Origin of the sequence: Streptomyces sp. NPDC018693, from assembly GCF_044391385.1 — a bacterium.
Lineage (GTDB): Bacteria > Actinomycetota > Actinomycetes > Streptomycetales > Streptomycetaceae > Streptomyces.
The window spans coordinates 1-15,260 of sequence record NZ_JBIRZZ010000024.1; the positions used below are offsets into that span (position 1 = coordinate 1).

The following is a 15,260-nucleotide window of genomic DNA, read 5'->3' on the forward strand; positions in this document are numbered from 1 at the left end:
GAAGAAGGCGGCGTCGAAGTGGTCGGGGTGTTGGAGGAAGCCGCCGTGGCGGGTGTAGGTGGTGCCGGGGGTGTCGGGGTCGGGGTGGTAGAGGGCGTCGAGGTCCCAGCCCCGGTCGTCGGGGAAGGCGGTGATGGCGTCCCGTCCCTCGGCGACCAGGTCCCACAGCTCCTCGGGTGTGGTGACACCGCCGGGGAAACGGCACCCCATGCCTACGATCGCGATCGGTTCGTGCCGCTCGGCCTCGGCGAGGTCCAACTTCTGCCGTGCTTCGTGGAGTTCGGCGCTCACCCGCTTGAGGAAGTAGCGCAGTTTCTCCTCGTTCTCCCCCATGAACACCCCTTGGACAGCGAAATGTCGTCATACTCGCCCGGCCTCTGTGCCGCCGACGCGGCGTGAGTCTGGGACGCGACCGGAGCAGAGGGCATGCGGCGGCGCCGAACCCCCGTGCAACGCCAAAAGCCTGCGGTGCGCCGGAGCGGCTGTCATCGCCCAGATTGCTCAGCGCACACCCGTGCCAGAACCGGCGGGAGTGAACCATGAAAGGAGTACACGGCAAGGAGCGGAGCGACCCTTCGGGCCGCTCCGCTCACTCGCTCAAGGGAAGCGCGATCAGGACGCGTAGAGCTCGGGGAGCGCGAACGCAATGGCGCAGCGGTCACCGTCGACGACATGGGCGCACGTCGACGGCTCCAGTTCCAGGTCGAGTTCGACGGTTGCGCCCGGCTCCACCGTCACCGGTCCGACGGTGCCCACGAGCATCGCGTTGCCGCCCTTACCGGTACTGCGCGACACACCCTCGATGAACCAGCGACCTGCGGGAACGTGCGCGATGGTCCAGCTGCCCGACGAGCTCTCCATCCGGCAGCAGCGAGCGGGCCGGATGCCGGACGAGAGCGCGTGGAAGGCGGCGACGAAGGCCGACGCGTCGTCGAGGCCGTCGGCCCGGCGCAGACGCCCGACAATGGTGCCGTAGGTGAACGGTTCATCTCTGTGCCCGCCCGCGAACCGAACCGCGTCGGGGCCGAGGGAGGAGAGCCGCCGGTACTGGCCCGGTGAAACTCCGAATGTTTTACTGAATCGGGTAGTGAATGCCCCGATGCTCGCATAGCCTACTCTAATTGAGATGTCGGCGATGCTGTCGTTGGTGCAGAGGAGTAGTCGTTTTGCTTCTTCCAGGCGTACGGCCGTGAGGAAACGCGCGGGTGGCAGCCCGGTTTCTTCACGGAATACGCGCGCCATATGGAAGGGTGTGAGACGGGCTATTTCCCCTAGGTCATGGAGTGACAGGGGTTCCTCATAGCGTTCTCTTATTCCTTGGACGACCCGCTCGATCTCGGTCCGCATCTTTACCCCCGTGTTGTCGGACACGCGTGACCCCATGAGGACCGGCTTCCAGAGCCCTGGAGCCACGCATCCGCAGCAGGCAAGCAGGGCGGCGGGGGAGTGTCAAGCGACCGATGATCCAGTGCGCCGGGGCAGTTGGGTGGGCCGGATTCCGCTTCTGTCGGCGTGATCTTGCCCATGGGGTGGGATGAGAGGTGCAGAGATGTGTTTCCGGGGTGATCGAATGCGCGGCGGGCCGGCGTTCCGGAACGCGTTGATCCGGAGCGGCCGCCGTCTGTTGCTTATCGCCAAGGAGTGCTGAATTGCCGCTTCCGGAAACGTCGAATGATGTCTTCCGTATGCGGTCGCCCGGTGAAGGCCGTGTGCCGGTGCGTCTTCGTGACGGCGACTTCGGCGCGACGGAAATCCGAGCTGATTTTCCTGACGGGCTTGCGTGAATTTTCGTTGGTGAGGTTCATAGGGTTCCTGGCTTGCGGCTCCAGGACTCGAAAAGAGCCCGAAAGGAGCCCGAAAGGAGCCCGAGAGGAGCCCGAAAGGAGCACTCGAAATGGTGTGCACAGGAACGTCACCCCGCCGCTGGTCACGAACGATGGCATGTCCGGCTGTCAGATCGGGCACAGATCGCCGTCATCGCGCTGTCATGCCCCGTCGGGCTCAGGGCAAGCTGGGATAAGGGCCGAACGGATCGTGGTGCTCCCCGTCGAGCGCGGTGGTCCGCGCCAGGTCCTGGATGAGGTCGAGGGCCGCGGACCGGCTCAGGCCCGAGCCATGGGCGTAGGCCGTGTCGTATGCGTGCGGGCCCAGCTCGGTGCGCAGCGCACCGGCGAGCCGGGCCACATCGGGGTTGCCGTCGTCGGGCGCTCCGCGCAGGGCGTGTGCGGCGCCCAGTGTGCGCGCCGCCCCGTCCGCCCGCCTGCGCCGCCACTGGAGCGAGGCGAGCCCGACCGCCGCCATGGCCACGACCGTCAGCTGGGAGGCCGCCGACGCCTGGGCGACCGCGGCCGACAACTGCCGCGCCGCCGTGGTGAGGTCGCCCCGCTCCACCAGGAGCCGGCCCCGGCCGCAGGCCAGCATCGCGCGGAACGCCAGATACGGTGAGGGCAACCGGTCCAGGTCGCCCTCGGCGAACGCGAACTGGCGCTCAGCCTCGGTGAGTTCGCCTTCGAGGCGGAGGAGATTGCCGAGCGTCACCCGGCCCAGGGCGACGAGGCTCAGGGGCCGCGGGGCGGTGGACTCCCCGGAGAGCACATCGAGCAGCAGGGCCCGCGCGCGGTCGGTGTCGCCCTTGCGGGCACGCGACTCGGCGAGCCAGACGCGCTGGAGCACATCGGCGGTGCCCAGCTCGCCGAGCAGGGTGATCGACTGCTCCAGGGCCGAGGCCGTGCCGTTCTCGTCGTCCAGGTTGGCGCGTATGAACGCCAGGTAGGTGAGCGAGGTGGCCTGCCCCCACCGTTCCCCGGCGGTCCGGAACGCCTCCACCGCGGCGGCCATGTCGTGGTTCGCGCTGTGCAGGCCGTCCAGCGTGCCCCGGAGGAAGGCGCGCAGCAGGAAGAGGACGCCGCGGAACCAGGGCGCGGAGTCCGGGAGGCAGCGGTCCACGGCGGTCAGCCCGAGCGGGATGTCCCCGGACAACAGGGCGAGTGAGGCGAGGGCGACCGCGGCCACGGGGTCGGGTGCGGCCTGCGCGGTGGCCTTGTCCGGGGGGCTCGCGGCCGGCCCGGAGTGCTCCGGGGACTCGAGGTGCTCGCGGACCTCGGCGGCGAGCCGCTCCGCTGCCGTGAGGCCGGCTTCCCCGCTCAGCACCATGTTCAGAAGCCAGAAGGCGGCACCGACCGTCCAGGCGGGGTGTCGTCGGGCGCCGGGGAGTTCCAGGGTGAGGCGCAGCCGGCTCGCGGCCTCGGCGTGGTTGCCCTGGACCGTCCAGAAGAAGCCCAGGGCCGCGCCGAGGCGTACGGCGGTCTCGGCGGAGCGGGTCTCGCACGCGTGGTTCAGGGCGGCGACCAGGTTGTCGCGCTCGGCGGAGAGCCGGTGCAGATGGGGCAGCTGGTCCGGTCCGCACAGCCGGGGCTCCGCCTGCTCGGCGAGAGCGAGGAAGTAGGTGGCGTGCGCGTCCTTGGCGGCGGTGGTCCCGCCCTGCTCGGCTAGGCGTCGGGCCGCGTACGCGCGAATCGTCTCCAGCATGCGGTAGCGGGCCTCGTGCCCCGGCACGACCTGCAGCAGCGACTTGTCGACGAGCCCCGTCAGCACATCGAGGTCCAGTCCGCCACTCGCTGGGGTCCCCCCGGCGTCGCTGCTCGCTCCGGCCCCCACGGCGTCGCAGCCTGCCCCGGCCCCTGTCGCATCGCCGCTCGCCCCGGCCCCCACGGCGTCGCTGCCCCGTCCCTCGCCCCCGCACACCGCCGCCGCGCTCGCCGGTGTGATGCCGGCCGGGAACACGGCCAGTCGCCGCAGGCAGTGGCGCTGGTCCTCGTCCAGCAGATGCCAGCTCCAGTCGACGACCGCGCGCAGGGTGCGGTGGCGGGGCAGGGCGGAGCGGTTGCCGCCGGTGAGGAGGCGGAAACGGTCGTCCAGGCGAGCGGCCAGCTCCTCGGCTGGGAGGGCGCGCAGCCGCGCCGCGGCCAGCTCGATGGCCAGGGGGAGGCCGTCGAGCCGTCGGCATATCTCGGCCACGACCCCGGCGTTGTCCTCGGTCACACGGAAGTCGGGTCGCACGGCCGCCGCGCGGTCCGCGAACAGCTGTACGGCGGGGCAGGCGAGGATACCGGACGGGGCGGCGGACGCCGGCGGCACCGGCAGCGGCGGCACCGGGCACAGGCTCTCGCCGAGCATGCCGAGCGACTCCCGGCTGGTGGCCAGGATCCTCAGCTGCGCGCATCGCGCGAGGAGTTCGTCGCACAGTTCGGCGACCGCGGGGACCTGGTGCTCGCAGTTGTCGAGGACGAGCAGGGTCTCGGCGGCCGACAGCGCCTCGACCAGTCCCGTGACCGCGTCCCTCGGCGTCGCCGACACGGCGGCCAGGCCCGGGTCACGCAGACCCAGCGCCGTGTGCACCGCACGGGGCAGGTCGCCCGGGTCGTCGACCGCGGCGAGTTCCACCACGCGGACCCCGCCGGGGAAGGAGCCGGCGAGGTCCATGGCGCAGATGCCGGCGAGCCGGGTCTTGCCGGAGCCGCCGGGGCCGGTCAGCGTGACCAGGCGTCCCTCCCGCAGCCGGGCCTTGACCGCCGCCAGCTCCGCCGCGCGGCCCACGAAGCTGGTCAGTGAGGCCCGCAGGCCGTTTCGCGGCGGCTGCCGTGAAACGGCCTGCGTCGGCGGCGGAGGGCCCGGCGACACGTCCCGCTCGCCGTGCAGGGCGGCGAGGTGCGCGGCCCGCACCTGCGCTCCCGGGCCGGTGCCCAGCTCCGCCGCGAGCATCTTGCGGAAGTCCTCGTAGACGGCCAGCGCCTCGGTGTGCCGGCCCGCCTCGCACAGGGCCCGCATCTGCAGGGCGCGCAGCCGCTCGCGCAGCGGATGGGCGGTGACGTGTTCCTCCAGCTCGGCGAGGAGGCCGCAGTTCTCCGGGGCGTCGGCCTGACCGGCGGCCAGCACGGCGTCGGTGTGGTCCTCCACCGCCGCGATCCGCAGCTCCTCCAGCCGTGCTGCCGCCGCGGCCGCGAAGGGGTGGTCGAGCAGACCGGCCAGGGCATCACCCCGCCACAGGGCCAATGCGTCCGACAACTGCCGGGCGGCCGGGGAGGGCTGACCCGAGCCGAGCAGGTGCCGCGCGCCCGTGGTGAGTCGTTCGAAACGTAACGCGTCCACCGCGTCGGGCGGCAGATCGAGGCGGTAGCCGCCGGAAGTCCAGCGCATCGTCTCCGCATACGGCGGCAGCGTACGACGGAAGCGTGACACCAGGGTCTGCAGGGCGTTGGCCGGATCCACCGGGCCGCCCTGTGGCCAGACGGCCCGTACCAGTGCGTCCACCGTGACCACGCGGCCGGCGTCCAGGGCGAGCCGGGTCAGCAGCACACGCAGCCGAGCACCGCCGATGTCCACGGCGCCGTCCTCGGTCACTACCTCGAGAGGTCCCAGGATTCCGACATGCATGCACGACACTGTGCCAGGTGGGGGAGCCAGTGCGGGGCGACCGGGTGGGTTCGGCGGTCGGCGGGACCGGAGAGGGGCCCAACGCAGCTGCGCAAGCTGGGAGATGACATCGCACCCGGGCTGTTGGAACGCTGGAGGGCATCCCCGGCCCGGCGGTGAGACCGGTGCCCGCCCGGCCGGTGCACCCGTCGCCCTGTGCGGGGGCCGACCCCGACGACTGCGCCCCCTGTGGAGGGAACGTCCATGAATGATGCCTCGCCCGCCGCGGCCCCGGTGGTCGCCCGCCATGACACGGACGCGGAGGCGGAGTTCTACGCGTTGATGCAGAACCCCGCCAACGACGACCCGTACACCGGCTACCGGCGACTGCGGGAGCTCGCCCCGGCCCTGATCACCGGCGACGGCACCGTCGTCGTCACCGGCCACGCGGAGTGTGACGCCGCGCTGCGCCACCGCTCGTTGGGCCGGGGCGACGACATGGACGGCTTCCGGCTCGCCCCCGTCCCCGAGGAGCAGGTCCGCGAGGTGATGTCCGTGCTGCGGCGCAGCATGGCGTTCGTGGACCCGCCGCGCCACACCCGGATGCGCAAGCCGGTAAGCGCGGTGTTCACGCACCGTCAGGTCGAGGCGCTGCGCCCGGCGGTGACGGGGCACGTCGACCGGCTGCTCACCGCGCTCGCGGCCGAGCCGGAGGCGGACTTCATGGCCGCCGTGGCCGAGCCGCTGCCCGAGATCGTGATCGCGGACCTGCTCGGCATCCCGGAGGCGGACCGCGCCCAGGTCGTGCCCAACTCCCGTGCGCTGGCCGCCCTGATGGAGCCGGTGACGGACGCGCAGGTGTTCGCCGACGCGGCGGCCGCACAGAAGGAGCTGTGCGCGTACTTCGCGGAGCTATTGGCGCTGCGCCGGGCGCACCCGCAGGACGACCTGCTGAGCAGGCTCGGCGCGGCACCCGAGGGCACCGGCCTCGACGACGACGAGATTGTCTCGACGGCGCTCCTGCTGCTCGGCGCCGGCATCAAGACCACCACCCACCTGCTCGGCAACGGACTGCGGGCGCTGCTGGACCACCCCGAGGAGCTGCGCCGGCTGCGCGAGGAACCGCAGATGGTCCCCTCGGCGGTCCAGGAACTCCTGCGCTATGACACCCCGGCCCAGCTGGACGCTCGCGTGGCGCTGGAGCCCGTGACGTTCGCCGGGATAGAACTCAAGCCCGGGCAGACCGTGATGACGGTGATCGGCGCCGCGAACCGTGACCCCGCCCGGTTCGCCGACCCCGACCGCCTGGACGTGGCGCGCACCGAGAACGGCCATCTGTCGTACGCCGCTGGTGTCCACTTCTGCCTCGGGGCCCAACTGGCCAATCTGGAGGCGGAGGTGCTGCTGGCCCGGCTGCCCGTGCACTGTCCGGACCCGGCCCCGGCCGGCCCGGCCGTGCGCAGGCCCGGCCTGGGACTGCGTGGCTACGAACGGCTGCCGGTGACCGCCGGTGGTGACACGGCGACCGCCGGACGGTGACAAGGCGACCGCCGAGAGGGGCGGTCGAGGCGGGGATCGGCCACGCGGTCGGCCCCCGCTCCCTGCGCCCCCTCCGTTCTTCCTCTACTCCGCGATCCTCGTGCGCCGGGTCCAGCGGAAGACCACCGGACCCGAGCCGTCCTGGGTGCCGGAGTCGGGGGACCGCTCGAAATGCTCGTAGCCGTTTCCGTGCCTGATCTTGATCTTTTCGTCGGGATTCCGGTTCGCCAGGTTTAGCCGCAGGGTCCGCGCCTCGACGGGAATGTCCTGAGGACCTCCGGAGAGAACGACCTCCGTCATTTCCGCCGCCTGGCTGGTCGCCTTGGAATCGGGCATTTCCTGCTCCCTGTCGGGTCGTTGACCAGGTGCTTCGTATTTCATGACGTCTTAATGATGAGGCGGTCGGATGTTTCTGGGAACCCTTATGTGAACCCCTAATTCGGTTCGCGTGACGACTCTTTCCATAGGGGTGGCGAGAATATTCGGATATGCAGGTCAGGTGCCTGACATGCGGTCTCGACCAGCTGAGCAATCTGGGCGATGACACCAACTCCGGTCACGGCTCAACCTGAGGGCACAGCCAGTCAGCAACTCGGCACCGCGTACGGCCGGGGTGGCGCCTAGCCGAGACCTCCGGCCTGTGCCAGAGACGGGGGAGCGTCATGTGGGTGCAACTGCTGGGTCCGGTGCGGGCATGGCGGCAGAACGTCGAAGTGGTGCTCGGCCCGCCGAAGCAGCGTGCCGTTCTCGGACTGCTCGCCGGCCGCGCCAACGACGTGGTCCGCATCGAAGAGATCATCGACGCGGTGTGGGACGGCGACGTGCCCCGCAGCGCGGTCAACGGAGTCCATACCTACGTCGCCGGACTCCGGCGCGTGCTGGATCCCCAGCGCGGCAACCGTGACCGCGGCGGCATCCTGGTCTCCTCCGGTGGCGGCTACTCGCTGCGGCTGGATCCCGAGGACATCGACGCCCACCGCTTCGACCGGTTCCACGGGCAGGCTCGCAGGCTGCGCGCCGCCGGGGACGTACGCGGGGCGCTCGCCCTGCTCGACGCGGCGCTCGCCCTGTGGCACGGCGAGGCGTACGCGAGCGTCCCCGGCTCCTTCGCCTTCCTGGAACGCGCACGCCTTCATGAGCTGAGGCTCACCGTCACCGAGGAGTGGGCGGGCGACCTGCTCACCCTCGGCCGGCACACCGAGGCGGCTCCCGTGCTGACCGACCTGGTCGCCCGGGAGCCGCTGCGGGAGAAACTGCGCTGGCTGCTCATGCTGACCTTCTACCGCAGCGGCCGGCGCGCCGACGCCCTGCGGTTCTACCGGGAGACACGGGTCCTGCTGCGCGACGAACTCGGCGTCGAGCCCGGCACCGAACTGCGCACCCTGCACGAGCAGATGCTCGCCGACCAGATGGACCTCACCGCCGTACCCGGCCCTGTGGACGAACCCGACGGCGTGCTGCGACCCTCGCCCCACAGGACCCCGCCGCCGGCTCCCGAGCTGCGACCTCCCGTCCGAGCGGCCCAACGGCCCGCCGCCGATCTGTGGCCGTCCGTCCGCCCCGCCCAGCTGCCGCCTCTGGACCGGGGGTTCACGGGACGCTCCATGGAGATGACACAGCTGCGGCGGCTGATGACGGAGGGCGGTGACCGGTCCCAGGACCGCACCACCATGGCGGTCATCTGCGGCGCCCCCGGCGTGGGCAAGAGCGCCCTCGCCCTGCGCGCCGCCCACACCACGGCCGAGCACTACCCCGACGGCCAGCTCTTCGTGGACCTGTGCGGCACCAGCGCCGACCGTGAACCCCTGACCGCCATGGAGGCGCTCGGCCAGGTACTCACCAGCCTCGGGGCGGAGGAGCCCCAGCTGCCGACCGACCTGCCCGGCCGGACGGCGCTGTACCGAAGCCTGCTGTACGGGCGGCGGGTCCTGCTGGTGCTGGACGACGCCTTCGACGCCGAACAGCTGCGGCCCCTCGTACCGCAGGGCCCCGCCTGTGTGCTGGTGACCAGCCGCTGGCGGCAGAGCGGACTGGTGGCCCGGGACGGCGCGCACTGCGTGGAACTGGCCCCACTGGTGCCGGAGGAGTCGGTGAACCTGCTGACCTACCTGGCTCCCGGGCGCACCGCCGACTCACAGGACGCCGTCGCCCACCTCGCCCGGCTCTGCGGACATCTGCCGCTGGCCTTGCGGGTCACCGCCGAGGTGCTCGCCGCCCACCCCTCGATGTCCGCCAGGGAACTGGCCGAGGCCGTCTCCGACTGCCGCATGGAACGCCTCGACGTGGTGCGTGACGCCGCGGCCAGCCTGCGCAGCGTCTTCGCCCGCTCCTACCGCGCCCTTCCCGCCGAAGTGGCCCGGATGTTCCGCATGCTGGGGCTGTACGACGGCCCGGTCATCACCGTGGAGATCGCCGCACGGCTGTCCGGGAGCAACGCCGTACGCGCCCGCCGCCAACTGGAGGCGCTCGCCGAAGCACATCTGCTGATGAAGGACGACGGTGGCTCCTACCGCTTCCAGGAGCTGATCGGGCTGTACGCCGCGGACTGCGCCGAGGAGGAACCCGCGCCCAGCCGCACCGCGGCCCTCGCCCGCGCCCTCGCCCTGCAGGGCGACAACCGCTACTGCCCCCGCTACCTGTCCGGCCACCAGGACTCCTACGGCGTCCAGGACCCGTACCGTCAGAGCCCCTTGACGGCCGGCGACCTGCGCTGAAGCACCGCCGGGCGGCCCGCCGGCGGCGTCCAGATGGCTTGGAGACTCTCTGCAGACCCGCGTCGCAGACTGGGGGCGCACCGCTCGAGAGAACGATGCCCGCGCCTGCGGGCCGTCCCGGCTGTCCAAGGGGAAGGTCAATCCATGTCATCCACTCTCTTCGGGATCCCTGAGCACTTCGACGTCATCGTCATCGGCGGCGGACCGGCCGGTGCGACCACGGCCGGACTGCTGGCCCAGCGCGGACGCCGCGTTCTCGTCCTCGACCGGGAGCGGTTCCCGCGCTACCACGTCGGAGAGTCGCTCATCCCCGCCTTCATGCGGCCCATGGAGGAACTCGGCCTCACCGAGCGGATGGACGCCCGTGGATTCGAGCGCAAGTACGGTGGCTCCCTGGTGTGGGGCAACAACCAGGTGCCGTGGAACTTCTCCTTCATCAAGGGCGGCGCCTACGCCTACGCGTACCACACGCGCCGCGCCGACCTGGACGCGCTCATCCTCGACCGGGCCCGTGAACTCGGGGCGTTCGTCATCGAGGACGCCACCGTGAAGGACCCCATACAGAACGAGGACGGCCGGGTCACCGGCGTCCGCTTCGCGCTGCGCGGCGAGGACGACATCAAGGAGGCCCGCGCCTCCCTCGTCATCGACGCCTCCGGGCAGGCCCGGGTGATCAGCCGCCGGTTCACCGACGTGCGCTGGCACGAGGAACTGCAGAACGTCGCCGTGTGGACGTACTTCGACAACTGCGAACGGCTGCCCGGCGACGAGTACACCAACATCCTCATCGAGGGCCTGGACGACGGCTGGTTCTGGGCCATCCCGATCGACAAGGGCACCATCAGCGTCGGCTATGTGACCCGGTCCGCCACCGTGGGGGCGTCGGACCAGTCCCTGCAGGAGCTGTTCGCCGCCGAGGTCGAGAAGTCCACCAAGCTGAAGAAGATGCTGGCGCCTGGCCGCCGCTCCGCGGGCTTCCGCACCGCGCGCGACTGGTCGTACCACAGCCAGCGCTTCTACGGCGACGGCTGGGTGCTGGTGGGCGACGCCGCCGCCTTCGTCGACCCGCTGTTCTCCACCGGGGTCGCGCTCGCCACCCTTGCCGGCAGCGTACTGTCGAAGATCGTCGACCGGATCATCGAGCACCCCGAGATCGAGGAGAAGGCGCTCGACCGCTACGCCACCGCCTACTCCGGCTTCTTCGACGAGATCCGCGGCTTCGTCGAGCGCTTCTACGACCGCACCAAATACAAGGAGTTCTACTACAGCCTCGCCCAGGAGATGATCGACCCGGAGAAGGAGCGCGAGCCCTCCGCCGACTTCGTCAAGCTGATCTCCGGGCTCAGCGGACGCCACCCGATGTTCCACATCAACCTCGACGACCTGGTCCCCGGCAGCGCCCCGGGCGCGGACCCGGCCTCGTGAACCGGGATGCCGCGTCCCGGTTCCGTCGCCCCCGCCACGCGACCTGATTGAGGTCTGTGCTGCCCATGACCAGCCATCAAGTGCAGTTACTGTTCCTGGATCTCGCGCTCATCCTGGTGCTGGCCCGCGGCTTGGGAGCGCTCGCGTCCAAGATCCACCAGCCCCCGGTCGTGGGGGAGATCCTCGCCGGCATCCTCCTCGGTCCCACGCTGTTCGGCACCCTGTTCGCGGACCATCTGTTCCCGGCCGACGTACGCCCGCTGCTGACCGCCCTGGCCGACATCGGGGTGGCGCTGTTCATGTTCGTCGTCGGCCTGGAACTGGAGCACCGGTTCGTGAAGGGCGGCACCCGGGCCGCCGCCGGCGCGGCCGTGGGCTCCACACTCGTGCCCTTCGGGCTGGGCATCGCCCTCGCCTTCTACCTGCTCACCCACCACGAGACCGACCAGCGGGCCGCGTTCGTGGTGTTCGTGGGCCTGTCCGTGTCGGTCACCGCCTTCCCCGTCCTCGCCCGCATCCTCGCCGACCGGGGACTGACCCGAACGGCGATCGGGGGTCTCGCCCTGGCCACGGCTGCCCTGGTGGACGTCGTGGCCTGGACGGCCCTCGCCGGGGTGCAGGCCGTGGTCGGCGGTGCCGCCGACTACTGGCGGGTCGCCCTGATCGTCCCGTTCACCGCACTGCTGCTGGCCGTCCGCCCCCTGCTGCGCCGGGTGCTCAGGCCCGACGGCGCGACCGGCTCCGTCAGCCGCCTCGGCCTGACCGTGGTGCTTGTCGGCGCGATGCTGTCCTCGGCGGCCACCGAGGCCATGGGGATGCACTACATCTTCGGCGCCTTCCTGTTCGGCGTGGTGATCCCCCGCGACGGCAACGACACCATGCGGGACGAGATCATCGACCGGACCGGCCAGATCACCTCCCTGCTGCTGCCCGTGTACTTCGTCGTCGCCGGCCTCAAGGTCGACCTGCGTGACGTGGGCACCGACGGGCTCCTCGAACTCGGTGTCATCCTGCTCGTCGCCGTCGCGGGCAAGTTCCTCGGCACCTACGCCGGAGCCCGCACCCTGGGGCTGCCCGGCAGGGCCTCGGCGACACTGGCCGCACTGATGAACACCCGGGGCCTGACCGAACTCGTCATCCTCGGCGTCGGCCTCCAACTCGGCCTCCTCGACGGCACGCTGTACTCCCTGATGGTCGTCATGGCACTGGTCACCACCGCCATGACCGGCCCCCTGCTGAGCCTCATCGGACCCGAACGGGTCGAGGCGTCCCCCGGCACCTCAGGAATGGGTGAAGAGGTCGGCACCGGAGGAGGGCTGCGTCGTGCGACTGGCTGAGCGCGGCCGCGAACTCGCCGCGCTGGCGGCGGTGTTGCGGGAGGCGGAACAGGGCCGCGGCAGCATCGCCGTGGTCAGCGGAGGCATCGGCTGCGGCCGCACCGAACTCCTGGACACCGTCCGCAGATCCGCCGCCGACGCCGGATACGTCGTCCTCGGCGCCACCGGCTCCTGGGCTGAGCGCGACTCACCCGGCAGCGTCCTGGGCCAGCTGCTGCGCTACGCCCAGGTGCCCGCCGCGCACGGCGACCGGGTGACCGCGGCACTCACCCGGAGCCTCGGCACCGGGCCGGAGACCGGCGGCAGCCTCGACCAGTGGCCGCCCGGCCCGGCCACCACGGCCGCCCTGCACCGGCTCTCCACCGAACTGGTGCGGATCGCCGACCACACACCCGTCCTGCTGTGCGTGGACGACCTTCAGTACGCCGACTCGCTCTCCCTGCACTGGATCCTCCAGTTCGTGCGCGTCCTGCGCTCGGCACGCGTCGCCCTCGTCGTCGCCGAGTGCACCCTGTCGAAGTCGGCGCACCCACAGCTGCACGCACAACTCCTCCGGCAACCCAACTACCGCCGGATCACCCTCGGCGCCCTCAGCGTCGACGGCGTCGCCGCGGTGCTCGCCGAACGCGTCGGCGAGCACCGGGCCCGCGCCCTGGCCGCCGAGAGCCACCGCGTCAGCGGCGGCAGCCCACTCCTCGTCCGGGCCCTCGCCCAGGACCAGCGGCATGCCGTGGCACCGCCCGGCGGCCCCCTGCCCGAGCCCGTCGTCGCCGACGCCTACGCGGACACCGTGCTCAGCTGCCTCCACCGGGGCCGGCCCCCCACGTTCGCCCTCGCACAGGCCCTCGCCGTCCTCGACGAACAGGGCACCGGCACGGCCCTGCTGGCCCGGCTGCTCGACGAGGAACCCGCCACCGTCGAGCAGTGCCTCGCGGCCCTGCGGGGGGCCGGCCTCATCGACGGCGTCCGGCTGCGCCACCCGGTCGCCCGCACGGCCGTACTGCAGAGCCTGTCCGCCGCCGACCGCCGCGCCCTGCACCGACGGGCGGCGGAACTGCTGTGCGAGGACGGAGCGAGCGCCTGGCGGATCGCCCCCCACCTGATCGCCGCCGACAGTGGCTGCCCACCCTGGGCCGGGCCCGTCCTGCGGGAGGCGGCACAGCGCTATCTGGCGGTCGACCGGGCCGCGGAAGCCCACGCCTGCCTGGCCGCCGCCCTGGCCGGCTGTGAGGACGACGGAGAACGCGTTGCCCTCAGGGCCCAGCTGGCCGCCACCGCCTGGCTGCTCAACCCCTCCCTCACCGCCCGGCACCTGGGTGAGTTGGCCGAGGCGCTGCGCGACGGGCGGCTCCCGGACCGGCACGCTCTCACCCTCGCCAAGCACCTGCTGTGGCACGGGCGCTTCGCGGAGGCCGTCGAGGCCATCGAGCGGATGGGCCGACGCAGCGAGAGCGCTGAACTGGACCCCGCGGCCGCCGCCGAGGTACGGGCCACCCGCGAACTGCTCTCGACGACCTACCCCTCGCTGGTCGGCTCCGCGGTGCTCGCCGCCCCCGGTACGACGGACGCACCGCCACGCGCCGCTGCCGGCGACCCCAGGATCCTCGGCGCCACCGCGCTCACCCGGGTGCTCGCCCACGGAGCCGACCCCACGGCCGTCGGCGACGCCGAGACCGCGCTGCGGGCGCTGCGCCTCGCCAAGAGCACCCAGGAATCCCTGATGTGCGCCGTCGCGGCCCTGATGTTCGCCGAACGTGTCGACGCCGCCGCCAGCTGGTGCGACCACTGGCTCGCCGAGGCCCGCACGCGCCGGGTCCCGCTGTGGGAGGCGGAGTTCACCTCGCTGCGCGCCGGTATCCGGCTGCGACAGGGCGATCCGGTCACCGCCCGCGCCCTGGCCGAGAAGGCCCTGGCACTGGTCCCGGCCGAGAGCTGGGGAGTGTGCCTGGGCGGCCCGCTCGCCGTGCTCGTGCAGGCCGCCACCGAGACCGGCGACATCAGGGCCGCCGAGGGGTACCTCGCCGTGCCGGTGCTGGACGGGATGTACTCCACCCGCTTCGGCCTGTACTTCCTGCACGCCCGCGGCCGACACCACCTGTCGACCGGACGCCCCTACGCGGCGCTCGACGACTTCATGACCTGCGCCCGGCTCATGCGCGACTGGGGCTTCGACCAGCCCACGCTCGTGCCCTGGCGCACCGAGGCGGCCCGCGCCCATCTGGCGCTCGGCGACACCGGCCGCGCCCTCGCGCTGGCCCGCGAACAGCTCGCCCTGGTCGGCCCGGAGCGCACCCGCACCCGCGGACTGACGCTGCGCGTGCTGGCCGCCGCCGACAGCGGCGAGCAGACCGGCCCGCTCACCGAGGCCGCTGAGATCCTGCGGGCGTCCGGCGACGAACTCCAGACCGCCGGCGCGCTCGCCGAGCTCGGACGGGAACACCTGCGCGCGGGACGTCCGGCCCGCGCCAGACCGGTGCTGGAGATGGCCGCACAGCTGGCGCGGCGGTGCGGCGCCAGGCCCCTGGCGGCAGCGCTCGCAACCGACCTCGACGGCCTGGAACCCCGCCGCGGCCGGCCGCGCACCACCGCCGACGCCGCCCCCGCCGGCGCGCTCGCGCTGCTGAGCGGCGCCGAGCGGCGCGTGGCGGCCCTCGCGGCGGGCGGTCATACCAACCGGGAGATCTCGGAAAGGCTGTGCATCACCGTCAGCACAGTGGAACAGCACCTCACCCGGATCTTCCGGAAACTCGGCGTCAGGGCCCGCAGGGAGATTCCCGCGGACATCGTGCTCGAGGCGGCCGAGTGAGAAGAGTCCGCGCACGACCCGAGACGT

9 protein-coding genes are annotated in these 15,260 nt (G+C 72.0%); 5 read left to right on the forward strand and 4 right to left on the reverse strand.

What is annotated here, in order from left to right:
* The 3 genes from ACH5AC_RS35710 to ACH5AC_RS35720 form a co-directional block, all read right to left on the reverse strand.
* The coding region (locus tag ACH5AC_RS35710) for a beta-ketoacyl synthase N-terminal-like domain-containing protein (RefSeq protein WP_398866488.1) at positions 1–333 on the reverse strand (333 nt) is incomplete at its 3' end.
* A gap of 279 nt (positions 334–612) precedes the next feature.
* Positions 613–1,383 carry a helix-turn-helix domain-containing protein gene (locus tag ACH5AC_RS35715; protein ID WP_398866489.1) on the reverse strand — a complete coding sequence of 257 codons (771 nt, stop codon included), beginning with the start codon at positions 1,381–1,383 and terminating at the stop codon, positions 613–615.
* A 618-nt stretch (positions 1,384–2,001) separates the two neighbouring features.
* Positions 2,002–5,433 (reverse strand): BTAD domain-containing putative transcriptional regulator, encoded by a 3,432-nt coding sequence (locus ACH5AC_RS35720; protein ID WP_398866490.1) that lies wholly within the window; start codon positions 5,431–5,433, stop codon positions 2,002–2,004.
* A gap of 243 nt (positions 5,434–5,676) precedes the next feature.
* Between ACH5AC_RS35720 and ACH5AC_RS35725 the strand changes: the two genes are divergently transcribed.
* Positions 5,677–6,951: a cytochrome P450 gene (locus ACH5AC_RS35725; protein ID WP_398866491.1), complete on the forward strand. Its 1,275-nt coding sequence runs from the start codon at positions 5,677–5,679 to the stop codon at positions 6,949–6,951.
* Between the two features lie 84 nt (positions 6,952–7,035).
* Here ACH5AC_RS35725 and ACH5AC_RS35730 read toward each other — a convergent pair whose 3' ends face one another.
* The gene (locus tag ACH5AC_RS35730; RefSeq protein WP_398866493.1) at positions 7,036–7,287 is read right to left on the reverse strand and encodes a DUF5988 family protein; all 252 of its coding nucleotides are present in this window, start codon (positions 7,285–7,287) and stop codon (positions 7,036–7,038) included.
* Positions 7,288–7,613: 326 nt separating this feature from the next.
* On the opposite strand from ACH5AC_RS35730, the gene ACH5AC_RS35735 reads away from it, so the two are divergent.
* The 4 genes from ACH5AC_RS35735 (at position 7,614) to ACH5AC_RS35750 (ending at position 15,233) form a co-directional block, all read left to right on the forward strand.
* Positions 7,614–9,665 carry a BTAD domain-containing putative transcriptional regulator gene (locus tag ACH5AC_RS35735; RefSeq protein WP_398866495.1) on the forward strand — a complete coding sequence of 684 codons (2,052 nt, stop codon included), beginning with the start codon at positions 7,614–7,616 and terminating at the stop codon, positions 9,663–9,665.
* A gap of 144 nt (positions 9,666–9,809) precedes the next feature.
* Positions 9,810–11,090: an NAD(P)/FAD-dependent oxidoreductase gene (locus ACH5AC_RS35740; RefSeq protein ID WP_398866496.1), complete on the forward strand. Its 1,281-nt coding sequence runs from the start codon at positions 9,810–9,812 to the stop codon at positions 11,088–11,090.
* Between the two features lie 65 nt (positions 11,091–11,155).
* Positions 11,156–12,427, forward strand: coding sequence for a cation:proton antiporter (locus tag ACH5AC_RS35745; protein WP_398866497.1), 1,272 nt, complete (start codon positions 11,156–11,158; stop codon positions 12,425–12,427).
* Positions 12,414–15,233 carry an AAA family ATPase gene (locus ACH5AC_RS35750; RefSeq protein ID WP_398866498.1) on the forward strand — a complete coding sequence of 940 codons (2,820 nt, stop codon included), beginning with the start codon at positions 12,414–12,416 and terminating at the stop codon, positions 15,231–15,233. Before ACH5AC_RS35745 ends, ACH5AC_RS35750 begins: the two co-directional genes overlap by 14 nt.
* Positions 15,234–15,260: the final 27 nt, after the last annotated feature.